27 protein-coding genes are annotated in these 25,373 nt (G+C 71.0%); 17 read left to right on the top strand and 10 right to left on the bottom strand.

The genetic code is table 11. From position 1 onward, the window contains the following. The first annotated feature begins 44 nt into the window (after window positions 1-44). The 3 genes from RY94_RS02095 to RY94_RS02085 are packed head-to-tail and all read left to right on the top strand — an operon-like array spanning window position 45 to window position 3,044. The gene (locus RY94_RS02095; RefSeq protein ID WP_043441023.1) at window positions 45-1,325 is read left to right on the top strand and encodes a magnesium transporter MgtE N-terminal domain-containing protein; all 1,281 of its coding nucleotides are present in this window, start codon (window positions 45-47) and stop codon (window positions 1,323-1,325) included. Beyond that, complete coding sequence (locus RY94_RS02090) at window positions 1,318-1,917, top strand: DUF1003 domain-containing protein (protein WP_231554376.1); 600 nt, start codon at window positions 1,318-1,320, stop codon at window positions 1,915-1,917. The genes RY94_RS02095 and RY94_RS02090 overlap by 8 nt, the downstream gene beginning before the upstream one ends. After that, window positions 1,914-3,044, top strand: coding sequence for an Mrp/NBP35 family ATP-binding protein (locus tag RY94_RS02085; protein ID WP_082045999.1), 1,131 nt, complete (start codon window positions 1,914-1,916; stop codon window positions 3,042-3,044). Before RY94_RS02090 ends, RY94_RS02085 begins: the two co-directional genes overlap by 4 nt. Before the next feature lie 29 nt (window positions 3,045-3,073). Here RY94_RS02085 and RY94_RS02080 read toward each other — a convergent pair whose 3' ends face one another. The 3 genes from RY94_RS02080 to sigE are packed head-to-tail and all read right to left on the bottom strand — an operon-like array spanning window position 3,074 to window position 5,142. After that, window positions 3,074-3,475 carry a protein translocase TatA gene (locus RY94_RS02080; protein ID WP_043441021.1) on the bottom strand — a complete coding sequence of 134 codons (402 nt, stop codon included), beginning with the start codon at window positions 3,473-3,475 and terminating at the stop codon, window positions 3,074-3,076. Between the two features lie 33 nt (window positions 3,476-3,508). Then, a complete protein-coding gene (locus tag RY94_RS02075) occupies window positions 3,509-4,489 on the bottom strand; it encodes an anti-sigma factor family protein (protein ID WP_043441019.1) in 981 nt (326 codons plus the stop codon). Window positions 4,490-4,494: 5 nt separating this feature from the next. Continuing rightward, window positions 4,495-5,142 carry an RNA polymerase sigma factor SigE gene (sigE, locus tag RY94_RS02070; RefSeq protein ID WP_156134992.1) on the bottom strand — a complete coding sequence of 216 codons (648 nt, stop codon included), beginning with the start codon at window positions 5,140-5,142 and terminating at the stop codon, window positions 4,495-4,497. 263 nt (window positions 5,143-5,405) lie between these two features. On the opposite strand from sigE, the gene RY94_RS02065 reads away from it, so the two are divergent. Beyond that, window positions 5,406-6,044 carry an O-methyltransferase gene (locus RY94_RS02065; protein WP_043441015.1) on the top strand — a complete coding sequence of 213 codons (639 nt, stop codon included), beginning with the start codon at window positions 5,406-5,408 and terminating at the stop codon, window positions 6,042-6,044. Window positions 6,045-6,061: 17 nt separating this feature from the next. Here the strand turns inward: RY94_RS02065 and RY94_RS02060 are convergent, their stop codons facing one another. From RY94_RS02060 to RY94_RS02040, 5 genes are all read right to left on the bottom strand, one after another. After that, window positions 6,062-6,241, bottom strand: a complete 180-nt coding sequence (locus RY94_RS02060; protein ID WP_043441012.1) for a DUF3117 domain-containing protein — start codon at window positions 6,239-6,241, stop codon at window positions 6,062-6,064. A gap of 163 nt (window positions 6,242-6,404) precedes the next feature. Beyond that, window positions 6,405-7,628 carry a hypothetical protein gene (locus RY94_RS02055; protein ID WP_043441009.1) on the bottom strand — a complete coding sequence of 408 codons (1,224 nt, stop codon included), beginning with the start codon at window positions 7,626-7,628 and terminating at the stop codon, window positions 6,405-6,407. After that, the gene (locus RY94_RS02050) at window positions 7,625-8,263 is read right to left on the bottom strand and encodes a DNA-3-methyladenine glycosylase I (RefSeq protein WP_052273824.1); all 639 of its coding nucleotides are present in this window, start codon (window positions 8,261-8,263) and stop codon (window positions 7,625-7,627) included. Before RY94_RS02050 ends, RY94_RS02055 begins: the two co-directional genes overlap by 4 nt. Then, on the bottom strand, window positions 8,260-8,625 hold the full coding sequence (locus RY94_RS02045; RefSeq protein WP_043441007.1) for a DivIVA domain-containing protein: 366 nt from the start codon (window positions 8,623-8,625) through the stop codon (window positions 8,260-8,262). The genes RY94_RS02050 and RY94_RS02045 overlap by 4 nt, the downstream gene beginning before the upstream one ends. Before the next feature lie 25 nt (window positions 8,626-8,650). Then, window positions 8,651-9,556: a TIGR00730 family Rossman fold protein gene (locus RY94_RS02040; protein ID WP_082045979.1), complete on the bottom strand. Its 906-nt coding sequence runs from the start codon at window positions 9,554-9,556 to the stop codon at window positions 8,651-8,653. Window positions 9,557-9,695: 139 nt separating this feature from the next. On the opposite strand from RY94_RS02040, the gene RY94_RS02035 reads away from it, so the two are divergent. The 4 genes from RY94_RS02035 to RY94_RS02020 all read left to right on the top strand — a co-directional run bounded on the left by RY94_RS02035 (window position 9,696) and on the right by RY94_RS02020 (window position 12,995). After that, complete coding sequence (locus RY94_RS02035) at window positions 9,696-10,472, top strand: amino acid ABC transporter ATP-binding protein (protein WP_052273823.1); 777 nt, start codon at window positions 9,696-9,698, stop codon at window positions 10,470-10,472. Window positions 10,473-10,530: 58 nt separating this feature from the next. Then, on the top strand, window positions 10,531-11,376 hold the full coding sequence (locus tag RY94_RS02030; RefSeq protein ID WP_043441003.1) for a glutamate ABC transporter substrate-binding protein: 846 nt from the start codon (window positions 10,531-10,533) through the stop codon (window positions 11,374-11,376). Between the two features lie 75 nt (window positions 11,377-11,451). Further along, the gene (locus RY94_RS02025) at window positions 11,452-12,129 is read left to right on the top strand and encodes an amino acid ABC transporter permease (protein WP_043441000.1); all 678 of its coding nucleotides are present in this window, start codon (window positions 11,452-11,454) and stop codon (window positions 12,127-12,129) included. After that, window positions 12,126-12,995, top strand: coding sequence for an amino acid ABC transporter permease (locus tag RY94_RS02020; RefSeq protein ID WP_043440998.1), 870 nt, complete (start codon window positions 12,126-12,128; stop codon window positions 12,993-12,995). The genes RY94_RS02025 and RY94_RS02020 overlap by 4 nt, the downstream gene beginning before the upstream one ends. A 74-nt stretch (window positions 12,996-13,069) precedes the next feature. Here the strand turns inward: RY94_RS02020 and dapE are convergent, their stop codons facing one another. After that, on the bottom strand, window positions 13,070-14,161 hold the full coding sequence (gene dapE / locus RY94_RS02015) for a succinyl-diaminopimelate desuccinylase (protein ID WP_043440996.1): 1,092 nt from the start codon (window positions 14,159-14,161) through the stop codon (window positions 13,070-13,072). Between the two features lie 288 nt (window positions 14,162-14,449). Between dapE and RY94_RS02010 the strand changes: the two genes are divergently transcribed. The 8 genes from RY94_RS02010 to RY94_RS01975 all read left to right on the top strand — a co-directional run bounded on the left by RY94_RS02010 (window position 14,450) and on the right by RY94_RS01975 (window position 23,501). Continuing rightward, complete coding sequence (locus RY94_RS02010; RefSeq protein WP_082045978.1) at window positions 14,450-15,703, top strand: inositol-3-phosphate synthase; 1,254 nt, start codon at window positions 14,450-14,452, stop codon at window positions 15,701-15,703. Window positions 15,704-15,706: 3 nt separating this feature from the next. Further along, window positions 15,707-16,609, top strand: coding sequence for an SCO3242 family prenyltransferase (locus RY94_RS02005; protein WP_043440994.1), 903 nt, complete (start codon window positions 15,707-15,709; stop codon window positions 16,607-16,609). Continuing rightward, window positions 16,606-18,120: an EboA domain-containing protein gene (locus RY94_RS18255; protein ID WP_043440991.1), complete on the top strand. Its 1,515-nt coding sequence runs from the start codon at window positions 16,606-16,608 to the stop codon at window positions 18,118-18,120. Before RY94_RS02005 ends, RY94_RS18255 begins: the two co-directional genes overlap by 4 nt. A 3-nt stretch (window positions 18,121-18,123) precedes the next feature. Continuing rightward, the gene (locus RY94_RS01995; protein ID WP_043440989.1) at window positions 18,124-18,996 is read left to right on the top strand and encodes a TatD family hydrolase; all 873 of its coding nucleotides are present in this window, start codon (window positions 18,124-18,126) and stop codon (window positions 18,994-18,996) included. Further along, window positions 18,996-20,132 carry a metabolite traffic protein EboE gene (gene eboE / locus RY94_RS01990; protein WP_197060565.1) on the top strand — a complete coding sequence of 379 codons (1,137 nt, stop codon included), beginning with the start codon at window positions 18,996-18,998 and terminating at the stop codon, window positions 20,130-20,132. Before RY94_RS01995 ends, eboE begins: the two co-directional genes overlap by 1 nt. Before the next feature lie 10 nt (window positions 20,133-20,142). Then, window positions 20,143-21,543, top strand: a complete 1,401-nt coding sequence (locus tag RY94_RS01985) for an alkaline phosphatase family protein (protein ID WP_043440987.1) — start codon at window positions 20,143-20,145, stop codon at window positions 21,541-21,543. A gap of 98 nt (window positions 21,544-21,641) precedes the next feature. Then, entirely contained in the window at window positions 21,642-22,619 is a 978-nt protein-coding gene (dapD, locus tag RY94_RS01980) for a 2,3,4,5-tetrahydropyridine-2,6-dicarboxylate N-succinyltransferase (protein WP_197060564.1), read from the top strand. Between the two features lie 3 nt (window positions 22,620-22,622). Then, the gene (locus RY94_RS01975) at window positions 22,623-23,501 is read left to right on the top strand and encodes a hypothetical protein (RefSeq protein ID WP_043440983.1); all 879 of its coding nucleotides are present in this window, start codon (window positions 22,623-22,625) and stop codon (window positions 23,499-23,501) included. 24 nt (window positions 23,502-23,525) lie between these two features. Here RY94_RS01975 and RY94_RS01970 read toward each other — a convergent pair whose 3' ends face one another. Next, window positions 23,526-24,140, bottom strand: a complete 615-nt coding sequence (locus RY94_RS01970; RefSeq protein WP_043440981.1) for a hypothetical protein — start codon at window positions 24,138-24,140, stop codon at window positions 23,526-23,528. Window positions 24,141-24,291: 151 nt separating this feature from the next. On the opposite strand from RY94_RS01970, the gene galE reads away from it, so the two are divergent. After that, window positions 24,292-25,317 (top strand): UDP-glucose 4-epimerase GalE, encoded by a 1,026-nt coding sequence (gene galE / locus RY94_RS01965; RefSeq protein ID WP_043440979.1) that lies wholly within the window; start codon window positions 24,292-24,294, stop codon window positions 25,315-25,317. Window positions 25,318-25,373 lie beyond the last annotated feature (56 nt).

The raw sequence follows: 25,373 nt of genomic DNA, 5'->3' as shown, positions 1-25,373 counted from the left end.
ACTCCGATGCCGCCCGGTGGTGCTGCGCCCGATAGCCTAGGGAGGTGACTAGCAACTCGACCCGCGTCTTCGTCGCCCGACTCCTGGGCCTCGATGTCTTCGACCCGCTCGGTGACCGCCTCGGTCGCCTGCGGGACGCCGTCGTGCTGGACCGCGGTCCCGCCAAACCGCCGCAGGTCATCGGCCTCGTCGTCGAGGTCCCCGGCAAGAAGCGCGTCTTCGTGCCGATGACCCGCATCACCTCCATGGACCCGTCGCAGATCATCTGCACCGGCCTCGTCAACCTGCGCCGCTTCGAGCAGCGCGGCGCCGAGATGCTCATGGTCGCCGAGCTCTTCGACCGCCGCCTCACCCTGCGTGACGGCAGCGGGAACGCCGTCGTCGAGGACGTCGCGATGGAGCGCAACCGCACGGGCGACTGGCACGTGTCGCAGCTCTTCGTGCGCCGCGGCGGCTCGTCGGCCCTGCGCGGGCTGCGCCGCGGCGGGGAACGCCTCATCATCGACTGGCTCGACGCCCTCCACGGCACCACGGACGAACCGCAGGGAGCCACCCAGTTCGTCGCGCAGCACGACGATCTCAAGGCCGCCGACTTCGCGGACGCGCTGCACGAGATGAACGACAAGCGGCGCATCGAGGTGGCCGGCGAACTGCAGGACGACCGCCTCGCCGACGTGCTGCAGGAACTGCCCGACGACGACCAGGTCCAGATCCTCACCTCCCTCACGCGCGAGCGGGCGGCCGACGTCCTCGAGGAGATGGACCCCGACGACGCCGCGGACCTCCTCAACGAGCTCCCCGAGGCGCAGAAGGAGGAGCTGCTCCAGCTCATGGAGCCCGACGACGCCGAGGACGTGCGCCGCCTGCTCGAGTACGAGGAGGACACCGCCGGGTCCCTCATGACCACCGTGCCGGTGATCCTTTCTCCTGAGGCGACCGTCGCGGAGGCGCTCGCCCACGTGCGGCGCGAGGAACTGACCCCCGCGCTGGCGTCCTCGATCTTCGTCTGCCGGCCGCCCCTGGAAACACCGACCGGCCGCTACCTGGGCGTCGTGCACATCCAGCAGCTGCTGCGCTACCCACCACCGGAGCCCCTCGGCAACATCATCGACACCGACCTCGAGGCGATCGGCGACCAGTCGAACGTCAGCGAGGTGTCGCGCATCCTCGCGACCTACAATCTGAATTCACTGCCCGTCGTCAACACGGAGGGCCGGCTCGTGGGCGCCGTGACCGTCGACGACGTGCTGGACCACCTGCTGCCCGACGACTGGCGGGCGCAGGACGATGCACCGGGACAGAAGCGAGGCGACCGCCGTGGTTGAGAAGATCAGGTCGACGTCGCGTGGGCTGGACACGCCCCGGGTGGTCCGGAAGCGCTTCCTCCTGAGGCCGCGGCCCAACCCGGACCGCTTCGGCAGTGCGACCGAGAACTTCGCCCGCTTCATGGGCACGCCCCAGTTCCTGCTGTACATGACGGTGTTCTGCATCCTCTGGCTGTGCTGGAACACCTTCGCGCCGGAGGACGTCCGCTTCGACAACGCGGCGCTCGGGTTCACCGCCCTCACGCTGATGCTGTCCCTGCAGGCCTCCTACGCGGCGCCCCTGCTGCTGCTCGCCCAGAACCGGCAGGACGACCGCGACCGCGTCTCGCTGCGGCAGGACCGCCAGCGCGCCGAACGGAACCTCTCGGACACCGAGTACCTGACGCGGGAGATCGCCGAACTCCGGATCGCGCTGCGGGAGGTCGCCACGCGCGACTACGTTCGCTCCGAGCTCCGCTCCATCCTCGAGGAACTGCTCGAGACCACGGACGGGCAGGAACTCACGCTGCAGAAGCGGAAGCCGCGGAAGCCGTCCGAGAACACCGTCACCCTGCCGAAGGTCCAGGCCGCCGGGAGGAAGCAGTCCCGGTGAGCCGCGACCTGCCCACCCAGGAGGCCGTGCGCTCGGCCCTGGACACGGTCATCGATCCCGAGCTGCGCCGCCCCATCACCGAGCTCGGCATGCTCGAGTCCGTGGAGATCGTCGGACGGAGGGTGCGGATCCGCGTCCTGCTGACCATCGCGGGCTGCCCGCTGCGCGGGACCATCACGCGCGACGCCGAGGCGGCGCTCACCGCCGTCGACGGCGTGGACGGCGTGGACGTGGACCTCGGGGTCATGAACCAGGAGCAGCGCGACGCACTGAAGGAGCAGCTGAAGGGGGCGGGCGGCCGGCGCGGCATCCCCTTCAACGATCCGGAGTCGCTGACGCGGGTCTACGCTGTGGCGAGCGGCAAGGGCGGGGTCGGCAAATCGAGCGTCACCGTCAACCTCGCCGTCGCCATGGCGGCCCAGGGGCTCCGCGTGGGCATCGTGGACGCCGACGTCTACGGGTTCTCCGTCCCCGCCCTCATGGGCATCACGCAGCAGCCCACGCGGGTGGACGAGCTCATCCTGCCGCCGGTCGCCCACGGCGTGAAGGTGATCTCGATCGGCATGTTCGTCGAGGGAAACCAGCCCATCTCCTGGCGCGGCCCCATGCTGCACCGCGCCCTCGAGCAGTTCCTCACGGACGTCTATTTCGGCGACCTCGACGCGCTGTTCCTCGATCTCCCCCCGGGTACCGGCGATATCGCGATCTCCGTCGCCCAGCTGCTCCCGGCCTCCGAACTCCTGGTCGTCACCACGCCGCAGAGCGCGGCCGCGGACGTGGCCGAGCGCGCGGGCGCCATGGCGGCGCAGACCGGGCAGGGCGTCGCAGGCGTCATCGAGAACATGTCCTGGCTGGAACTCCCCGACGGCACGCGGCTGGAGCTGTTCGGCTCCGGCGGAGGCACTGCGGTCGCAGCGCGGCTGTCGGCGACGCTGGACTCGCCGATCCCGCTGCTCGGCAGCATCCCGCTCGACGTGGCCCTCCGCGAAGGAGGCGACGCCGGCATGCCGCTCGTCCTGCAGGGGGGCGGTTCGGCCGCCGGGGCCGAGCTGGAGTCCATCGCCTCGGCCCTCGCACGGCGGCCCCGCGGCCTGGCGGGCCTGCACCTCCCGGTCAGCATCCGCTGACGCCCGAAGGGCGGGTCGCGGGAGGAGTCCTAGGTGGCCTCGAGATCGTAGGGTGCGGCCTGCCCCGCCGGGAGCCGGGGGCTCACCGGTACGGAGAGGGCGGGGCGTGCGACGCCGGACGCTGCCGGCGGGACAGCCCTGGGTGCACCGTCGCTGACGGGCTTGAAGGCGTCCTCGACGTCGTCGAGCAGCGCTTCCTTGATGATGCGGCGGGGATCGTACTGGCGCGGATCGAGCTTCCGCCAGTCCACCTCGTCGAGTTCGGGGCCCACTTCCTCGCGGAGCTGCTCCCGGGCCCCGGTCGCCATGCGGCGGAGCCCCTTCACGAGCCGGGCGAGCTGGGCAGCGTACTCCGGAAGCCGCTCCGGGCCGAGCACCATGACGGCGATCAGCGCCAGGACCACGAGTTCGAGACCGTTGATTCCCAACACGAGAAAAGACTACCTTCCCGTTCCGTCCCGGACCTATCCGGCGTCGTCCTGCGGGTGGGTGATCATCGACAGGCCCCGGATGATGCGATCCACCATCGAGTCCTCCTGCCCCTGCGGGGCGAGCGAGAGCTGCGCGTGCTCCGTGGTGACGAGCTGGCTGAGGGTCTGCGGCATGGAGGCCGGGGGCAGGTCCGAGACCACGGTGTACGTGACCGACGGCGAGTCGAGGACGGCCTGCCACGGCACTCCGGCTCGGACCCAGACGTCCTGGGCCGTACCGCCGACATGCTCGAAGCCGTCGGAGGCCACGGTGTTGCCGGTCACGGCGTTGAGGGGCACGGGGGCGGTCCGCCGCTCCGCGCCACCGCCGACCTTCCTCTGCTCGTAGACGGTCACGGTGTCGCCGTCGTTCTCGAGGACGAGTTCCAGGGTGGGCCTGCCGCCCACGGTGATGCCCTCAGCGCTCTGCAGCGTGAACCCGAGCGCCTCGAGTTCCGGGCAGTACCAGCCGCCCGCCCGCAGCGTCTCGAGCTGGTCCGTGTCGAGGAAGGTGGGCGTCTGGGGGGCCACCGACTCCCAGCCCGACCGCAGCGCCGTCGTCCCGGCCGCCGAACCCGCCGCCACCGGCCGGGCCTCCGAGCCCACCACGTAGGCCGAGGCGAGGATGGCGGCCGCGACGACGACGGACCCGCCGGCAGCGGCGAGGACCGGACGACGGCGCCGACGGGCTCCGACCTGCTCGTCGTGGTCACGTACGAAGGCCGCGCTCGAGCCGGCGGTCACCCCGCGGGGCTCCGGCGAACCACCGGACCCCGACGAGAGCAGCCGGCGCTGGAAGTCGGGGTGCGGCTGCGGCCGGCTGAGGCCCAGCAGGGCGCTCTTCAGGCCGCGGATCCGCTCGAGGGCAGCCGCACAGGAGGAACAGCGGGAGACATGACGTTCCACGGCGATGCGCCGTCGATCCGACAGCTCACCGTCCACGAGGTCCTGGAGGGAGCGCTGGGGATGGAGCATGACCCTCAGCCCAGGCCCGCGATCCGCGGGACGCCCAGGGCCGAGCCGTTCTTGCCGGCCGCGCGGGGGTCCCGGTGTGCGAGCTTCTCCCGCAGCATCGTCCGGCCCCGGTGGATGCGCGAGCGCACGGTGCCGAGCTTGACCCCGAGCACCCGGGACACCTCGTCGTACGCGAGGCCCTCGAGATCGCAGAGCACCACGGCAGCGCGGAAGTCCGGTGGCAGTTCCTCCAGGGCGGCCTGCACGTCGATGTCGAGGTTGTTGAATTCGAAGCTGCGCTCGGGCCCGGGATGCTTGCTGGGCAGGCGGCTCTCCGCTTCCTCCGTCAGCCCGTCGAAGCGGATGCGGGTCCTGCGGCGTGCCTGGTCGAGGAACAGGTTCGTGGTGATGCGGTGCAGCCAGCCGTCGAGGGTGCCCGGCTTGAAGTTCGCGAGTGACCGGAAGACCCTGACGAACACCTCCTGTGTGAGGTCCTCGGCGTCGAACCTGTTGCCGGTGAGCCGGTAGGCCAGCCGGTAGACCTTGGGCGAGTAGTTGGTGACGACTTCCTCCCACGACGGCGCCACCCAGGGGTTGCCGTGCTCGTCGAGGATCGGCGCATCCGCGGCGGGGATCGCCTCCCCGGCTGCCTGGGCCGCCTTCACACTGGACATCATGTTCCCCTCTTCGCCTCGACTTCCGGACCTGCTCCGCCCGTCGCCGTGAGGCTGGACGGTGGTGCCAGGGATTCGAGACCGTGCTCGCGCCGGATGTCCCGAAAGAAAAGTCTTTCCCACCAAGCTGGGAACTCGCTGGCAGGGCGGTGGCCGGCGCGGGCCCCGCATGGAAGTGCGCCCTCGCCGCACAGTAGTGTTGGGGCGGGGCTCCGGCCTGCCGATGGCCCCCGGAATCTCCCGCGATCACAGAATGGATGTCCATGGCCGCCGACAAACACAGCAGCTGGTCCTACACCGAAGGGCTCCCCGAGGAGGACGACACCCTGCTCAGGGCACGCGACCGGTCCCACGAACTCGGCGTGACCCCGGTGACGCCGGCCGTCGGGGCGGCACTGACCGTGCTCGCGGCCGCGTCCAAGGCCACGACGGCCGTCGAGGTCGGCGCCGGCGCGGGCGTCTCCGGCGTCTGCCTGCTGCGTGGCCTCGGCCGGAACGCGGTCCTGACGACCATCGACTCGGACGTGGACCACCTCCGCGCCGCGCGGGAGGCGTACGCGGAAGCAGGCATCCCCTCGAACCGCACGCGGACCATCTCCGGGCGCGCCGCGGACGTGCTGCCACGGCTCACCGATGCGGCCTACGACCTGGTGTTCATCGACGCCGACAAGCCGGGGCTCCCCGCGTACGTCGAGCAGGCCACCCGCCTCCTGAAGGACGGCGGCATCATGATCGTCAACGACGCGCTGGACCAGGACCGGGTGGCGGAGCCGGCCGTCCGCGAGCAGTCGACGAACACCCTGCGTCAGGTGGGCCGGATGGTCCGCGAGAACGACGCCCTCGTGTCGGCGCTCCTGCCCACGGGCAGCGGGCTCCTCCTGGCGGTCAAGCAGCGCGCCTGACGGCGCTGTGGCGGGACCTAGCGCGCGAGCTGGTTCGTGACGTCGAGCAGGCAATCCTTGAGACGGCCTGCCTCCTCGGCGTTGAGTTCGACGACGAGGCGTCCGCCGCCGTCGATCGGCACCCGCATGATGAGGCTGCGCCCCTCCTTGGTGACTTCCATCGGTCCATCGCCGGTACGCGGTTTCATGGCAGCCATAGGGGTGTCCCTTTCAACAGGGCGCGACCGCGATCAGCGGTAGCGCAACAGTAAACGGTGCTCCACCGCAGCGACCTGTACAGGGCCCCGATGTGCACGTCATCACCTTTATTATTCAGCACAAGTCCTGCACCTGCTAATTCAGGTGCGGCGTGGATCACAATCATGGTGGATAATCCCCGTCCGGGCCGGTCGGGGTCCACGCCCAGAGCCGGTCCACCCACAGGAACTGGAGCAGCACGCACACCGGCAGGAGCACCCAGAGCAGGCGCCCCCCGCGCGGGGAGGCGACGGCGAGTGCCAGGGGGAACAGCGGCAGCAGGATGCGCCAGGTGCTCGACTGCGGGTCCCAGAACGCGGCGAGGTAGAGCAGGTACGCGGCGCACCAGGCGCCGGGCACGAGGCCGATCGAGCGCACGGACGGCGCGAGGAACATCCCGGCCGCCCCGATCACGAGGCCGACGACCACCAGCACACCCGCCGCGGGCCCGACGACGGCGGCCGGCGCCTCGAACCAGGGCAGGAACGGGACGAGGGCTTCCCCCCGCCAGGCCGTCTCCGTCGCCACGTAGGCCGTGGGCCGACCTGTCGCGGCCCAGGCGATGAGCGGCCACGCGACCGCCGCGGCCGACGAGACCACGCCGAGCAGGAACAGCGGGAGCACGCGTCCCGCCGCCGTGCGACGCGCCCCCGGATCGTCCCCGCGGCGTGCCGCCCACAGTGCGTGGAGGAACAGGATCCCCATGGCGATCGCGAAAGGCACCCCGGCCGGGCGCGCCAGGCCCATGAGCACCACGACGGGCCCGGCCGCGCCGTAGCGGCCCACCGAGACGAGGTACAGCGCCGAGGCCAGCAGCAGCAGGTGCAGCGACTCCGCGTACGGCACCTGCAGGATCGCCGCGACGGGGGCGAAGGACACGACGGCGACCCCCGCGAGCGCCGTCCGATGCTCGGCGCGCAGCCTGAACAGGCGGTAGATGACGAGCGACGCACCGGCCGCCGCGACCACCGACACGACCGGCGCGAGGACCCCCCACCCCAGGCCGGTGACCGCGGCCAGACCGCGCACGAGGCCCGGGTACAGGGGATAGAACGCCCACTGGTTGTGGGTGACCATGCCCAGGGCATCCAGCGGCAGCTCGGACGGATAGCCCTCCGTGAAGATCCGTTCGTACCAGCCGCTGTCCCAGAAGTTGATGAAGGCGCCGTAGCCGGGGGCGGGACCGGACCACGGGCTGGGACCCTGGCGTGCCGCAGCGAGCAGGAAGACCACGGTGGACACGAGGCGACCGGCGACGAAGACCGCCAGCACCTGCACGGCCCAGTGGGCCCGCCGCCGGACCGGCCGCGCCGTCGCGGCGGTCGCGGCGGTGCCCGGACCGTTCATGCCGCGCCGTCGTCGGGCGCGCCGGCACCCGGGGGCGGCCCCGCGTCGATGGTGCGCCCCGCACTCCCCCGGACCCAGCAGTCCCGGAGGTGGTCGTCGACGTACCCCGTCGCCTGCAGCATGGCGTACGCCGTCGTCGGGCCCACGAAGCGGAAACCGAGGCCACGGAGGTCGCGGGCCAGCGCCGTGCTCTCGGCCGTGACCGCCGGGACGTCGGCCAGGGTGGCCGGCGCGGGGCCGGACGCGGGGCGGTGACGGGCGAGGACCGAGCCGAGCGTGGTGCCCTCCGGGAGTGCGAGGAGGGCACGGGCGTTGGCGATCGTCGCGTCGATCTTCTGCCGGTTCCGGACGATGCCGGCGTCGGCCATGAGCCGCGCGACGTCGTGCTCGTCGAAGGACGCCACCGCCTCCGGGACGAACCCCGCGAACGCGCTGCGAAACGCGTCCCGCTTCCGCAGGATGGTGATCCAGCTCAGGCCGGACTGGAAGGCCTCGAGGCTCAGCCGTTCGAACAGTCCCGCCTCGTCCCGGACGGGGCGGCCCCATTCGAGGTCGTGGTACAGCTCGTAATCGGCACTGGAGACCGCCCACCCGCACCGCGGCCTGCCGTCGGAGCCCGGGACCGCGCCGCTCATCGCCGGGCGTCCTGCGCGGAGAGCCGCGAGCGCAGCTCACCGATGACGGCGTCCCGCTCGGCGAGGGCAGCCGCGAGCCGGTCGAGGACCTCGTCCACCTGGTCCATGCGGTAGCCGCGCAGGCCGAGGCCGAACCGCACGGCGTCGACGTCCGGCGCGCAGGGCTGCTCGGGCAGCAGGACCGGGGGCAGGCCGGCGACCGGCTCGACGAGACCGAGCCCGCCACCCGCAGGACGGGCAGCCGGGTCCGCCCGCAGGGCGGCACCGGGACGCCGGAGCAGCGCCGGAAGCGGGCGTCCCGAGGCGAGCAGGGCGGTCCCTCCCACGAGCAGGACGGCGAGGATCACCAGGAAGATAGTCACACCGCAATGGTGCCAGAATCGCCTGTCAGTGGTGCCCGGACGCAGCGCTCGGCGCGTGCCGGTGCCCCGACGAGGCAGCGACGATCCGCACGGCCTCCTCCGCCGTGTCGACGAGCTGCAGCAGCGAGAGGTCCTTCTCCGAGATGGTGCCCTCGGTGAGCAGCGTGCCCTCGATCCAGTCGATGAGCGGGCGCCAGTAGTCCACACCGATGAGCACGATCGGGAAGGAGGTGACCTTGCGGGTCTGGACGAGGGTCATCGCCTCGAACAGCTCGTCGAGGGTCCCGAAGCCGCCCGGCAGCACGATGAACCCGTTGGCGTACTTGACGAACATCGTCTTCCGCGCGAAGAAGTACCGGAAGTTGATCCCCAGGTCCACCCACTCGTTCATGCCCTGCTCGAAGGGCAGTTCGATGCCGAGGCCCACGGAGACGCCGCCCGCCTCGCAGGCGCCCTTGTTCGCGGCCTCCATGGCGCCCGGGCCTCCCCCGGTGATGACGGCGTACCCCGACGCCACGAGGCGCCGGCCCACCTCCTCGCCGATGGCGTAGAAGGAGGAGTCCCGCGGCGTGCGGGCGGACCCGAACACGCTGATGGCCGGGCCGAGGTCGGCCAGCGTACCGAACCCCTCGACGAATTCGCTCTGGATACGCAGCACGCGCCACGGATCGGTGCGCGTGAATCCCGCGCTGGTATCGGTATCCAGCAGCATGCTGTCGGACTGCGGAGCCGCCGCCTGGCCGCGCCTGAGTTCCACCGGGCCCTTGTGCCGCGACGCCCTGACCGCCGCGGGCGCACCGTTCGCACGGGCCCGGGACGTGCCGTTCGCGGCCTGCGCCGCGGGCCCGTCGGGCACTGCCTGCGGGACGCCGTCGTCTGCGCTGGAAGGTCCGATGCGATCACCGGCCGGGGACTGCTGGGAGTGAGACATTGTCCTAGGCTAACCAATGGTGCAAGCCGTCACGGGATGGCGGGGGCATTGGACTCGTTACTGGTTGCACTTTAATCACAATCGTCCCCATTCCCTCCCGGTGTATTGCTGGAGAGGAATAGTTCGCTAGATTTCTCCCATGACAAGTGAACCGCAACCGGCTACGCCCGCGTCCCCGGGAAGCCCCCTCGTCTCGCTCAAGAACGTGAACAAGCACTTCGGCGATCTCCACGTCCTGCGCGACATCAACCTCGAGGTCGGGCGCGGTGAGGTCGTGGTGGTCATCGGGCCCTCCGGGTCCGGGAAGTCGACCCTGTGCCGCGCCATCAACCGCCTCGAGACCATCGACGACGGCGAGATCGCCATCGACGGCAAGGTCCTCCCCGCGGAGGGCAAGGCCCTCGCGAAGCTGCGCGCCGACGTCGGCATGGTGTTCCAGTCGTTCAACCTCTTCGCGCACAAGTCGATCCTCGAGAACGTCACGCTGGGCCCGATCAAGGTCCGGGGCATGAAGGGCGGCGAGGCCAAGGAGCTCGCCATGTCGCTGCTGACGCGCGTCGGCGTCGACAACCAGGCCCAGAAACTCCCCGCCCAGCTGTCCGGTGGCCAGCAGCAGCGCGTGGCCATCGCCCGGGCCCTCGCCATGAAGCCCAAGGTGATGCTGTTCGACGAACCGACCTCGGCCCTCGACCCCGAGATGATCAACGAGGTCCTCGACGCGATGGTCTCGCTCGCCAAGGAGGGGATGACCATGATCGTCGTGACCCACGAGATGGGCTTCGCCCGCCGCGCCGCCGACCGCGTGATCTTCATGGCCGACGGCCAGATCATGGAAGAGGCCACGCCCGAGGAGTTCTTCACCAATCCGCAGAGCGACCGCGCCAAGGACTTCCTCGGCAAGATCCTCTCGCACTGATCCCCCGCATCACCAGAACCCACGAGGGCCTTCCGAGGCCGCGACGCAAGGAGAACCAATGCGAAAGACCCGATACGCAGCAGCCGCGGTGGCTGCCGTAGCAGCACTCACGCTGTCCGCCTGTGGCGGCGGCGGCGACAGCACCGAGAGCGAAGGCGGCGGCGGCGAGGGCGGCGGCGAGAGCCTCCGCATCGGCATCAAGTTCGACCAGCCTGGCCTCGGCTACGACGAGGGCGGCTCCTACTCCGGCTTCGACGTCGACGTCGCGAAGTACGTGGCGGCCGAGCTCGGGGTGTCCGAGGAGAACATCGAATGGGTCGAGGCGCCGTCCGCGAACCGCGAGAACCTGCTGGCCAACGAGCAGGTCGACATGATCTTCGCGACCTACTCGATCACGGACACCCGCAAGGAGACCGTGGACTTCGCGGGACCGTACTTCGTCGCGGGCCAGGACCTGCTCGTCCCCACGGACAGCGACATCACCGGCCCCGAGGATCTCGAGGGCAAGAACCTCTGCTCGGTCACGGGGTCCACGTCGGCCCAGAAGATCAAGGACCAGTACCCGGGCGTGCAGCTCGTCGAGCAGCCCGGCTACGCGGAGTGCGTCACGGCAATGGGCGGCGGCCAGATCGACGCCGTCACCACCGATGACATCATCCTCGCCGGCCTCGCCGCGCAGGAAGCCAACGCGGGCAAGTTCAAGGTCGTCGGCAACACCTTCTCCGAGGAGAGGTACGGGGTCGGTCTGCCCAAGGGCAGCGACAGGTGCGGGGACATCAACTCGGCGATCACCAAGATGATCGGTGACGGCGCCTGGGAAGAGGCGATCACCAGCAACACCGAGGGTGCCGACTACACCTTCAATGCGGAGCTGAACCCGCCCGAGCCGGAGCCCTGCGCATAGCATCGCTCCCCATTGGCGGGGTGGTCCCCGGACCGCCCCGCCAATGCCATGTCCCCACCAGGAAAGAGGTGAACCGTGGAGGACTACCTGTCGCTGTTCGAGACCTATGACGTGCTCGCCGCGTTCTGGGTCAATATCCAACTGTCGTTCTGGGCCGCCATCTGGGCGCTCGCCATCGGCACGCTGCTGGCCCTGTTCCGCATCTCCCCCATCCCGAGCCTGCAGTGGTTCGGCGCGGCGTACGTGAACATCTTCCGCAACACGCCGCTGACCATCATCCTGGCCTTCGGTTTCCTCGGGTTGTTCTCCGTCATGCAGATCAGCCTGGCGGCGGATCTGAACGCGAGCCTGTTCCGCATCGCCATCGTGGGCCTGGCCGTGTACCACGCGGCCTTCGTGTGCGAGGCCATCCGTAGCGGCGTGAACACCGTGCCGCTCGGGCAGGCCGAGGCCGCACGGGCGATCGGCCTGAGCTTCCTGCCGGCGGCGCGCCTGATCATCCTCCCGCAGGCCTTCCGCGGCGCCATCGCGCCTCTCGGGAACGTGCTGATCGCGCTCATCAAGAACTCGACGGTCGCCGCAGCGGGGTCGGTGGCCACCGAGGCCTCGGGCCTCATGAAGACCATGATCGAGTTCCGCTCGGACCTCGTGATCCCGATCTTCTTCACCTTCGCCCTCGGCTTCGTGGTCCTGGTGATCCCCATCGGGCTGCTGACCACCTGGGCCTCACGGAAACTGGCGGTGGCACGATGAGCGCGCAGCAGGTCCTCTTCGACGCGCCGGGTCCCCGCGCGCGCCGGAACATCCTGATCGGCAACATCGTCGGAGTGCTCGTGGGCCTCGGGATCCTCGCCTGGATCATCTCGACGCTGGCCGAGAAGGGGCAGCTCGAAGCGAGCATGTGGACGCCCTTCCTCGAGTCGAGGACCTGGGAGTTCTTCATCCTCCCGGGGCTCGTCAACACGCTGAAGGCGGCGGCGATCGCAATCGTCACCTCGGTGCTCTTCGGCCTGATCTTCGGCGTCGGCCGGCTCTCGCACCTGGCGCCCGTCCGGTGGGTCGCCGGCGTCGTCGTCGAATTCCTGCGGGCCGTCCCCGTGCTGCTCATGATGATCTTCTTCTGGCTGGCGCTCGGCAGCTCCGGTGCCGTGCAACCCCAGGACGCGCCGCTGATCGCCGTGGTCATCGCGCTCACGCTCTACAACGGCTCCGTGATCGCGGAGCTGGTCCGGTCCGGGGTCCAGGGGCTGCCCAGGGGCCAGCGCGAGGCCGGCATGGCCATCGGCCTGACGGCCAACCAGTCGCTGCGCAGCATCGAGGTGCCGCAGGCCCTCATCGCCATGCTGCCCGCCCTGATCAGCCAGTTCGTGGTGATCCTCAAGGACTCGGCGCTGGGCTTCATCATCACCTACCCCGAGCTCCTGCAGTACATGCGCCGGCTCGGCGTCGGCGAGGGCAACATCATCCCGTCCCTGATGGTCGCCGCCGCGATCTTCATCATCATCAACTTCGCGCTGTCCACCCTCGCCACACGGCTGTCCGTCCTCCTGAGCTTCAGGACCAAGGGACGGAAGCCCGCCGCGGTGGGCACGATCGCCATGGACGCGGCCTCCACCTGACCGGGGAGCCGCTCCCAGGGCAGGAACGACGAGGGACCCGGCGGATTGCCGGGTCCCTCGTCGTGGGAGGGCTGTCAGGACAGCCAGGTCACGAGGGCTCCCAGGCACGCCCGGATGGCGTCGGCATGCACGTGTTCGTCGTCCGTGTGCGCGAGGAGCGCGTCGCCGGGACCGAAGTTGACCGCCGGCACCCCGAGGGCGCTGAACCGCGCCACGTCGGTCCAGCCGTACTTGGGCTTCGGGTCCGCGCCGACGGCCGCGACGAATGCCGCCGCCGCGGGGTGCTGCAGGCCCGGCCGCGCCCCCGCGGCCGCATCGGTCCGCTCGACGTCGAACCCGTCGAGCAGCGCCCTCACGTACTCCTCGGCCTGCTCGGGCGTCTTGTCCGGGGCGAAGCGGTAGTTGACCTCGATCACCGCGCTGTCCGGGATGACGTTCCCGGCGGTGCCCCCGGTGATCATCACCGCGTTGAGGCCCTCCCGGTAGTCCAGGCCGTCCACGTGGACGGTGGCCGGCTCGTGGTCCCGCAGGCGGACGAGGATCTCGGCGGCGCCGTGGATCGCGTTGACTCCCCGCCAGGCACGCGCCGAGTGGGCCGCCTTGCCGGTGACCCGGACGTCGAAGCGCGCCGTGCCGTTGCAGCCGCCCTCCACGGTGCCGTCCGTCGGTTCCAGGAGCACCGCGAAGTCCGCCGTCAGCCACTCGGGGTAGGACGCCGCCACCCGGCCGAGTCCGCTGAGGGAGGCCTCGACCTCCTCGTGGTCGTAGAAGATGAACGTGATGTCCCGCGTGGGCTCGGTGAGGGCCGCCGCGAGCGCGAGCTGGACGGCGACACCGCCCTTCATGTCGGTGGCTCCCCGCCCGTACAGGACGTCGCCGTCCCACGCGGACGGCACGGTGCCGCGCGCACCGGGGACCGTCGGGAGGGGCACGGTGTCGATGTGCCCGGCGAGGATGACCCGCTCGGGGCGCCCGAGGCCGGTCCTCGCCATGACGCAGTCGCCGTCGCGCACCACCTCCAGGTGGTCCAGGCGCCGCAGGGCCTGCTCGATGGCGTCCGCGACGCCCGCCTCGTTGCCGGAGACACTCTCGACGTCGAGCAGGCGCGCTGTCAGGTGGGCTACGTCGGACGTCAGGTCGAGTGTCACGTGCTGAATGTCTGTCATCCGGCAACTCTAACGAGCACGGTGCCGACCGTCAGGCGGACCGCCGCTGGTACCCGCACCCTGACGGTACCCGCGCTCCAAGTACCGCGTCGGCGAGATCAGGTAGTACGTACTGGTGCGGCTACTCGACGCCCCCTCGTACCGTCGAGTAGCGATCACCTGAACAGGACATCCGGAACCGGCGGCACGCCGTCGGTCCGACCGGCCCAGTCCCTGACAGGCGGCGAGGTCTCACCCTCTTGACTCACGCTCGGTGGTCGCTTCATCGGTGTCGGCAAAGGAGCCAGAGTGGACGCGCAGGACAGGGTACCGGGATCTCTTCCAACGGGCGGGCCCCCCGGGTCCGCCCCCTTCGGGGCCACCGGCCTCTGGCTCATCGGCGCGCGTGGCTCTGTTGCGACCACCGCCGCCCTCGGGCTGGCGGCACTCGCCGCGGGGCTGACCGACACGACCGGCACGGTGACGGGACAGAAGGACTTCGACGACGTCCCGCTCCCCCGGTACACGGATCTCGTCATTGCCGGACACGACGTCTCTGCGGTCGGGATGGTCAAACGCGCGGAACTGCTCGTCGAGTCGGGAATGATCCCGGCGCGGCTCCTCGGTCCCCTGCAGGCGGCACTCGAGCAGGCCGACTCCCGAGTACGGCGGGGCTATCTGGGGACGGAGGGGAACGAGTCCCAGTCCCAGGCGGCGGCACGGATGGCGCGCGACATCACCGACTTCCAGCGCGACGCCGGCCTCGAGCGGGTGATCGTCATCGACGTGGCGTCCTCCGAACCCATGCCCGGGCCGGCGCCGGAGTTCGAGGACCTCGACCTGCTCGAGGCCGCCCTCCGAGAGCCCGGACGACGTCTGCTCCCCCCCAGTTCCGTGGGCGCCTACGCGGCGATCCTCGCGGGCTCTCCGTACATCTGCTTCACCCCCTCGACCGCCCTGCAGATCCCGGCCCTGCATCAGCTGGCCCTCGAGCGGGGGATCCCGACCGCGGGACAGGACGGCAAGACGGGCCAGACCTGGCTGCGCTCGGTGCTCGCGCCCGCCTTCTCCGCCCGCGGCCTGCGCATCAGCAGCTGGGCCGGCACGAACCTCCTGGGCGGCGGCGACGGCGCGACGCTCGCCGATCCCGCTGCAGTGAAGGGCAAGCTGAAGTCGAAGAACCGTGGCCTCAGGGAACTCACCGGCGGTGCCGTGACACCCCTGCACATCGACAACGTCCCCGACCTCGGGGAGACGAAAGTCGCCTGGGACCACGTGAGCGCGCGCGGGTTCCTCGACACGCGGATCACCCTGCAGACGACGTGGAGTGCCTACGACTCGCTTCTCGCGGCACCCATGATCCTCGACCTCGCACGCCTGATGGCGCTCGCCGATGCGGCGGGCTGGACCGGCGACGTCCCGGCGCTCGGACTGTTCTTCAAGGACCCCTGGGGCAGCGACGAGCATTCCTTCGCGGCACAGCACCGGCATCTCGTGGACTGGGCCCACGAGGCCGGGGAAGCCCTGCGGCTCCTCACCGACCCCTCCTCGACGGGGACCTGACCCATGGCCGATCTCGGAACGTACCTCGAACTCGTGCGCGCCCCCGCCGTGCTCACCGTCCTCGGTGACAGCCTCGTCGGGCACGCGGCTGCCGGCAGCCGGACCGCACGTCGCCGTCGGTCCGTCCTCCTGCTCCCGGCCGCCAGCGCATGCCTGTATGCGGCGGGGATGGCGCTCAACGATTTCGCCGACCGCGACCTCGACGCCGAGGAACGGCCCGAGCGGCCGATACCCTCGGGGCGGGTCTCCGCCCGGCGGGCCTTCGGCCTGGGTGCTTCGCTCTCCGCCGTCGGCCTCGCCCTCGCCGCAGCGGCCGGAGGGCGACGCGCACTCGGTATCGCCCTGCCGCTCACGCTGTGCATCTGGACCTACGATCTCGTGGCGAAGCCGCATCCGGTGGCGGGTCCGCTCCTCATGGGCGGCTGCCGGGGGCTCGATGTGCTGCTCGGCGCGGGTACCGACGGTGCCGCCCGCGCCGCCGGGCCGGCCCTCGCCATGGCCGCCCACACCGTCGGCGTCACCGCGCTGTCGCGCGGAGAGGTCCACGGAACGAGCAGACCGCTGGCCGCCGGCGTCTCCGCGGCGACCACGCTCACGACGGTACTCGTCGCCTCCCGGCGTCGCGCTCCTTCCCTGGCAGCCGATCCCCTCGCGATAGCGGGTGCGCTCGCCTACGCCCTCCGGTGCCTCCCGGCGCAGTGGAGCGCGGTGGCGGAGCCGAGCGGCCCCCGCGCGAGGGAAGCGACCAAGCAGGGCATCCGTGCGATGGTTCCGCTCCAGACCGCTCTCGTCCTTCCCGGCGTCCGGGGCGGGCGCGTCGGCGCCGCCGCGTTCCTCGCCGCCGTCGATCTCGCCGGGGCGCTCCTGCGGACACGGCGTCGTGGAGGGGAGGTGAGCGAGACATGAGCAACGATCAGGCTGCACGGACTGCCGGGACGCGGCGGTTCCACCTCGGGTACGGCACCAACGGACTCGCCGACCATCCGCTGGACACGGCACTGCAACTCATCGCCGAGCAGGGCTACTCGGCTGTCGCCCTGACGATCGGCCATCCGCACCTCGACCCGTGGAACGCCGACCTGCCGACCGAGCTCGAGCGACTCCGCGACCACCTCGACCGGCTGGGCCTGGCGGTCGTGATCGAGACCGGGGTCCGCTTCCTCCTCGACCCGAGGTGCAAGCATCACCCGGCCCTCGTACACGCGAACGCGGATCGTCGGATGGACTTCATGCACCGGTCGATCGAGATCGCGTCCGCCCTGGGCGCCCGCTGCGTCTCCTTCTTCTCCGGGGTCCTCGGGGAGGGGGATTCCGAGGAGGACGCCTGGCAGCGCCTCGAGGAACGGGTGCGAGTACTGGTGCAGGCCGCTGCCCGTTCGGGCGTCGTCCTGGCCATCGAACCGGAACCCGGGATGGTCGTGGAGACCGTCCGTGACGCGCTCCGCCTCCGCGAGCGCATCGGGGGCGGTGACCTGCGGATCACGGTGGACATCGGCCACTGCGTCGTCGTGGAGCCCCACGGCATCCGCGGGGCGCTGCTCGAGGCCGGGGATCTCCTCGCGAACGTGCAGCTCGACGACATGCCGGACACGCATCACGAGCACCTCCCCTTCGGGGAGGGCGACGCCGATCTCACGCTGGCCCTCGCGACCCTCGACGAGATGGGCTTCGAGGGGATCGCCGCCGTGGAGCTGCCGCGCCATTCGCACGACGGGCCGGCACTGGTGGCCGCCAGCATGCTCGCGCTGCAGGACGCCTGGCAGCAGGTCCCCGCCCGACGCCGCTACCTCCGATGGATGGCCGACGCGATCGGCGAAGTGTCCCAGGATCCCGGATCGGTGCATCGGATCTTCCCCGGAGCGGGACGCTTCGCGGGTCGCCGTCCACTCGATCCGTCAGGCGATCCGACCGGCATCCTCCGGGGCACCGAGGACGACGCGGCGCGCGTCCACCTCCTCGATCACCTCGCCTCCGTCCTCGACCCGATCCGACAGGCGGAGACCCTCCGGACCCTCTACCTCCGGGGCGACTCCTCCGAGCGGAGGGGGGTGCTTCGCTGGTTCAACGCCTCGACCGGGCGAGGGGACGGGGCGCTGACCGCGGACCTCGTGCCGACCGGCCTCGAGCTCGCCACGGATGCGCTGCGGACCAATGACCGCGGCCTGGTCGCCGCAGCCGCCGGCGCCTTCGCCCGCGACCACCTGGACCAGCACGACTGGCGGCATGCCGTCCTCAAGCTGGTCTTCATGGACATCGATCTCAGGGCGGTGGCCGGACTCGAGCTCCGTACGGATGCCGAGCTCGCGCGGATGGCCCGCGATTTCGCCCGGGAACGCACTGCCGCAGGGCGGCCGGTGCCGCCCGACATCCACCGCCTGATCCGTGTGCCCGCGGGCGTACCCTCCGGAAGGACCTGACCCATGCGCATCTTCGATCCCCACATCCACATGACGAGCCGCACGACCGACGATTACGAGTCCATGTATGCGGCCGGCGTGCGCGCACTCGTCGAGCCCGCCTTCTGGCTCGGCCAGCCGCGCTCCAACGTCGGATCGTTCCTCGACTACTTCGACGGCCTGATCGGCTGGGAGCGCCACAGGGCCGCACAGTTCGGCATCCGCCACCACGCGACCATCGCCCTCAATCCCAAGGAGGCGAACGACCCCCGGTGCACGCCGGTGCTCGACGAGCTCGAGCGCTACCTCGTGAAGGACGGCGTCGTCGCCGTCGGTGAGATCGGGTACGACTCGATGACACCGGCGGAGGACGTCGCTTTCGGCCGGCAGCTCGAGCTCGCCGTGCGGCACGCCCTCCCGGTGCTCGTCCATACCCCGCACCGCGACAAGCTCGCGGGCACCGCCCGCACGCTCGACGTGGTCCGCGAGTCGGGCATCACGCCCCGGATGGTCCTCGTGGACCACCTGAACGAGACCAACGCGGAGATGGTGAAGGAGGCCGGGGCGTGGCTGGGTTTCTCCATCTACCCCGACACCAAGATGGATGAGGCGCGCATGGTGGAGATCCTCCGCCATTACGGTACGGAGCGTGTCCTCGTGAACTCCGCGGCTGACTGGGGGAGGTCGGACCCGCTCAAGACCGCCGCCACGGGGCACGCGATGCTTGCGGGAGGCTTCACCCCGCAGGACGTCGAGAGGGTCCTCTGGGAGAACCCGGTGGAGTTCTACGGCCAGAGCGGCCGCCTGATCCTCGATCCGATTCCCGGCTTCGAGGTCGAGGATCCGCGGGGCGAGGAGTTCGAGGGCAACTCGATCCTGCGGGGAGCCCGCGCCTGATGCTGCTCTCGTACTGCACCAACGTGCATCCCGCGGAGGACCTGGACGGAGTGCTCGAGCAGCTCCGACGCTACGCGGGCCCGATCCGCCGGCGGTCCGGGCTCGAGACCCTCGGCGTCGGACTATGGTTGCCGGCCGGGCTCGCTTTCCGGCTCGCCCGGTCGGGGGAGGATCGCGAGAGGCTTCGTGCGGCGCTGTCCGACGAAGGCCTCCACCTCCACACGATCAACGCCTTCCCCTTCGGCGGCTTCCACGACGACGTCGTGAAGCTGGCCGTGTACGAGCCCTCGTGGGCGCGACCCGACCGGCTCGACTACACGAAGGCCTGTGCGCAGGTCCTCGCGGGTCTGCTTCCCGCCGGGATGGAGGGTTCCATCTCGACCCTGCCGCTCGCGTGGCGCGAGGGGTGGACGGATGCGTCGGACGCCGCCGCGACAGCCGCGTTCGTGGAACTCTCCGCCTTCCTGCGGGACCTCCGGAGGACCACGGGGCGGACCATCCGCGTGGCGGTGGAACCGGAACCCGGCTGCGTGCTCGACTCCGTCGCCGACGTCGTCGACTGGCTGTCCGCGCGCGTCGGGGCGGGCCTGGACCCGGAGCTCGTCGGCATCTGCCTCGATACCTGCCATCTCGCGGTCTCCTTCGCCGACCCCGCCGCGGAGGTCCGACGCATCGTCGACGCGGGCCTGAGGGTCGTGAAGATCCAGGCATCCGTCGCACTCGAGGTCGAGGACCCCGCCCTGCCGCACGCGCGGGAGGCCCTGGCGCGTTTCGTCGAGCCGCGGTACATCCACCAGGTGAGGGAAGCGGCCCCTGCGGGTGTGCTCCGCAGCGACGACCTCCCGGAGGCGCTCGACGTCCTTCCCGCCCGGGGACCGTGGCGTGTCCATTTCCACCTGCCGCTGCACTACCTGCCGGAACCTCCCCTGACCACCACGACGTCGGTCCTGCGCGCCGCGGTCGAGGCCGTCGCCGCGATGCCGCACGGCTCCGACGCCCACCTCGACATCGAGACCTACACCTGGGGCGTCCTCCCTGGCGGTCCGGTCCCGCTCGTCGAGGGGATCGCCGCCGAGATCGCCTGGTCCATCGCGCACCTGCGGCCCCACCTCCACCAGTCCTCCCCCAGCGAATGAGACCCCGCCCGTGAAACCTGTCCTGCTGCTCGACATCGTAGGGCTGACGCCCACTGCCCTCACCCACATGCCGCGCCTCTCGCGGCTCGCGGACGGCGGCTGGAGCGCCGAGTTGTCGACCGTCCTCCCCGCGGTGACCTGCTCGGTGCAGAGCACCATGCTGACGGGACTCGATCCCGCGCAGCACGGCATCGTGGGCAACGGCTGGTACTTCCGCGACCTGGGCGAGATCCACCTCTGGCGCCAGCACAACAAACTCGTCCAGGGCGAGAAGCTCTGGGAGACGGCACGGCGCACCATGCCCGACTATCGGGCCGGCAATGTCTGCTGGTGGTACGCGATGGGCATGTCCACGGATCTGGTGGTCACCCCGCGCCCCATCTACCACGCCGACGGCCGCAAATCGCCCGACGCCTATGTCCGCCCGCCATCGCTGCACGACGAACTGACCGGCCTCTTCGGCGACTTCCCCCTCTTCCAGTACTGGGGGCCCACCGCCTCGATCCGCTCGACCGAGTGGATCGCCCGCTCCACCGAACACCTCCTGCGCACGGCCTCCCTCGACCTGCTCATGGCATACCTGCCGCACCTCGACTACGACCTCCAACGCTTCGGACCGACCAGCCCGCAGGCAGTCGAGGCCGCCGCCGCCCTGGATGCGGTGCTGGCACCGCTGCTCGACTCAGCCCTCGCGCACGGCGTGGACGTCGTCGCCGTCTCCGAGTACGGCATCGAGGACGCGCACCGGCCCGTCCACGTGAACCGCATCCTCCGCCGCGAGAAGCTGCTGGAGGTCTACGAACAGGACGGCAGGGAGCAGCTCGACCCGTGGACCTCCCGGGCCTTCGCGGTCGCGGACCATCAGGTCTGCCACGTCTATGTCGCGGACCCGGCGGACGTCCCTCGCGTCGCCGCGCTGCTCCGCGGGGTGCCGGGCGTCGACGAGGTCCTCGACCGCGAGGCGCAGGCCCGCTACGGCCTCGACCACGAGCGCTCCGGCGAGCTGGTGGTGGTGGCCGAACCCGGCGCGTGGTTCACCTACTACTTCTGGCTGGACGACGACCGGGCACCCGACTATGCCCGGGGCGTCGACATCCACCGCAAGCCGGGTTACGACCCGGCCGAGCTGTTCTTCGATCCCGCGGACCCGTGGGCGAAGGCGAAGGGGGGCCTCAACCTGCTGAAGAAGAAAGCAGGTCTCCGGTATGCGATGAACCTGGTTCCGCTCGACCCCGGCCACGTCAGGGGCACCCATGGCAGGCTCCCGTCGAAGCCCGGGGAGGCACCGCTGGTGATCTCGTCGAATCCCGACGTACCCGCTGCCGCGGCCCGCTTCCTGGAGCGCGGACGCCCTGTCCCGGCGGCGTCGGTGAAGGAGCTGGTCCTCGGCATGCAGGGGATCCGGTCCTGACCGCGGGAGGCAGCGGAGCGCCGTAGCGCGGGTCCGACGCCTGCGGCGGGCGGGGCGCCGCGCGGGGGTCGACGGCGCACCTCGGTAGACTTGTGCCCATGACTCCTCCCACGCCCAGCTCATCCATGTCCGCTCCCGGGCGCCCGGCCGGCGGCCTCGGCCTCGCCACCGTCGCCGCCGACGGGACCGTCCTGGACACCTGGTACCCCTCCCCCTGGATCGGCGGGCCCACCATGGACGACGCCGCGGCGACCGGCCTGCGGGACACGCTCGAGGCCCTCGCGGAGTCCGGCGTGGACAACGCCCGGCACGTCACGCAGCGGGTCGTCGACCTGGTCGTGGACCTCGACGACGCCCCGGCCGGGACCGAGGACGCCTACCTGAGGCTCCACCTCCTGTCCCACCGGCTCGTCCAGCCCAACACCCTCTCCCTCGACGGCATCTTCGGCCTGCTGGCCACCGTGGTGTGGACCAACCACGGGCCGGTCCCCGTGGACGGTTTCGAGACGGTCCGCGCCGCACTGCGGGCCCGCGGCCCCGTGTCCGTCCACGGCGTCGACAAGTTCCCGCGCATGGTCGACTACGTGGTCCCGGCGGGCGTCCGGATCGCCGACGCCGACCGCGTGCGGCTCGGCGCCCACCTGGCCGACGGCACCACCGTGATGCACGAGGGCTTCGTGAACTTCAATGCCGGGACCCTCGGCCGATCGATGGTCGAGGGTCGCATCTCGGCGGGCGTCGTCGTCGGGGACGGCTCGGACATCGGCGGTGGGGCCTCGATCATGGGGACACTCTCCGGCGGCGGGAAGGAACGCATCACCATCGGTGAGCGCTGCCTGCTCGGTGCCGAGTCCGGCGTGGGGATCTCCCTCGGTGACGACTGCGTCGTCGAAGCAGGGCTCTACCTCACGGCAGGCACGAAGGTGACGCTGCAGGACGGGTCGCTGGTCAAGGCCACGACGCTCTCCGGGGAGGCGGGCATCCTCTTCCTGCGCAACTCCGCCACGGGCGCCGTCGAGGCCCGCCCCCGCAGCGGCGAGGGCATCGCCCTCAACCCGGCCCTGCACGCGAACTAGCGCATGTCCCCGCGGCCACCGTCGGCTGCCGTCCGGCGACGACGGCGACAGCTCCGGACCGGCGCCATGCTCGCCGGGCTCGCCGCCGTCGCCGTCGGCGGGACCGCAGCCGCCCTCCACCAGCTGGACGGGAGCGAGGTCCTGGTCCGGGAGCGGTGCAGCGCGACGGTGGGCGAGGACACGTTCGAGCTCACCCCGGAGCAGGCCGGCAATGCCGCGCTCATCGCGGGCGTCGCCGTGAACCGGGGGCTCCCGGCCCGTGCGGCGTCGATCGCCATCGCGACGGCGGTGCAGGAGTCCCGGCTGGAGAACATCGACTACGGGGACGACGCCGGACCGGACTCCCGGGGGTTGTTCCAGCAGCGCCCCTCGCAGGGCTGGGGGACCCAGGAGCAGGTCATGACGCCCCTCTATGCGGCGGGCGCCTTCTACGACGCCCTCGTGGAGGTCCCGGGGTACGAGACGCTGCCGATCACCGAGGCCGCCCAGACGGTCCAGCGCTCCGCCTACCCCACGGCGTACGCCGACCACGAGCCGGAGGGCCGGGCCTTCGCGTCCGCACTGACCGGCCAGTCCCCCGCGGCCCTCGACTGCACCCTCCGCGAACCCTCCGCCGCCGGTGATCCATTCGCCGTCTCGACCGCGGCCGGGGAGGTCTTCGGTCCGTTCCGCACGACGGTGGACGGGACCCGTCTCACGCTCGACGCAGCGGATGCCAGGGGCTGGGCCGTCGCCCAGTGGGCGGTGGCGAACGCGTCGGCCCTGCAGATCACCTCGGTGGCGTTCTCCGGCCTCGAATGGGTCCGGGCGGACGGCGGCTGGTCGTCGACGACGACGGAGACCGGGGCGGTGACCATCACCGTCGCGGGGGCGACACCCTGATGACCGGCGCGCGGCGGCCCGGGCTCAGGCGAGCACCCTGATGACCGGCTCCACGAAGCTGCGGAAGGAGCGCTCGTCGTCGAACAGGTCCTGGCAGATCAGGAGCTTGTCCGGTTCCACCCACCAGGCCCGTCGACCGGCCAGCGGCAGTTCGACGACCTCCAGCGTGAAGGGGCGGGCCGGGCGCCCCAGCTCGAGTTCGGACTCCTGGATGATCCGGGCGAGCAGCCGGTCCATGCTGTCCGCACCCCTGGCCCCCACCCGGAGAACGTACTCGGCGCACCGCTCCGCCGCCCACGCCATCGCCGCCCCGAAGTGTGCCCGCAGGAGCGCCTTCAGTGCCGCCATGCCGTCCAGCGCCTCGAACTGCGGCGGGAGCGGCAGGACCGCGTCCCCGATGCGGTGCATGAGCAGGGTGTGCCACCACGCCTCCCACTCGACGCGCAGGGCCGCCCGTCCACCCGTCGGCGCGGTCAGGCGCCGGGTCTCGACCCTCCGCACCGCCGGGGTCAGGGGCGGGAGCGCCGGCAGGCCCGTGCCCTGCAGCCCCGCGCAGTCCCTGAGGTACAGCGCCACGAGCAGCACCTCCGAGGTGTCCACCGTGAAGTACGCGCTGTAACCGGGGTCGGCGTACGACATGGGCCTCCTTCGGAGCCTTTCGGGTTTCACTTCTACAGTAATCCCAGGACCCCGCCGGCTCCAGAGGGATCGGTCACGGCGGGCCGTCGCCGTTCCGGGCTCGGCCTGTGGCATCCCGTCCCTCCCGCGGGGATGCACCTAGGATGGGAGCGTGAAAATACTCGTTACCGGTGGCAGCGGCTACATCGGCTCGCACACCGTCCTGACCCTGCTCGAGCACGGCCACGACGTCGTCGTCGTCGACAACCTGCTGAACTCCACCGAGACCTCGCTCGAACGGGTCGCAGCCCTCACCGGCCGCACCCCGACCTTCCACCGGGCCGATCTCCTCGACGAACCCCGGCTGCGTGCCATCTTCGCCGAGGAGAAGGTGGACGCCGTCATCCACTTCGCGGGGCTGAAGGCCGTCGGCGAGTCGGTGGAGAAGCCGCTGTACTACTACCACAACAACGTGGGCGGCACCCTGAACCTGCTGCGGGTCATGGACGACGCCGATGTGCGCACCCTGGTCTTCAGCTCGTCGGCCACCGTCTACGGCGCCTCCGAGGAGGTGCCCCTGACCGAGAAGCTCCCCCTCGACGCGGTGAACCCCTACGGGCGCACGAAGGAGCAGATCGAGGACATCCTGACGGATCTCGGTGCCGCGGATCCCCGCTGGAACATCGCACTGCTGCGGTACTTCAACCCGGTGGGGGCCCACTCCTCGGGCACCATCGGCGAGGACCCCACGGGCATCCCCAACAACCTCCTGCCGTTCGTGGCGCAGGTGGCGGTGGGCCGTCGCGAGAAGGTACTGGTCTTCGGCAACGACTACCCCACGCCGGACGGCACCGGGGTGCGCGACTACATCCACGTGGTGGACCTGGCCGAGGGGCACCTCGCCGCCCTGGACTATCTCGTGGCCCGCGGCGGGGTGCACATCTGGAATCTCGGGACGGGCAACGGCTCCTCCGTCCTCGAGGTCCTCGGGGCGTTCTCCGCGGCGGTCGGCCGCGACATCCCCTACGAGTTCGCGCCGCGCCGACCGGGCGACGCCGCGGTCAGCTACGCCGACCCGTCCTCGGCCCTCGCCGACCTCGGCTGGTCCGCCACCCGGACCCTCGCGGAGATGTGCGAGGACCACTGGCGCTGGCAGAGGAACAACCCGCAGGGCTACGCGACCGCCGACGGGACCTGACCCGGCCCAGGCACGGAACGACGACGGCCGCCCGCCTCCAGGAGGTGGGCGGCCGT

The organism is Arthrobacter sp. L77, assembly GCF_000816565.1.
In the GTDB taxonomy this organism is placed as follows: domain Bacteria; phylum Actinomycetota; class Actinomycetes; order Actinomycetales; family Micrococcaceae; genus Arthrobacter_D; species Arthrobacter_D antioxidans.
The sequence above is the reverse complement of the archived record's forward strand: the minus strand, read 5'-3'. Positions and strand labels throughout refer to the sequence as shown.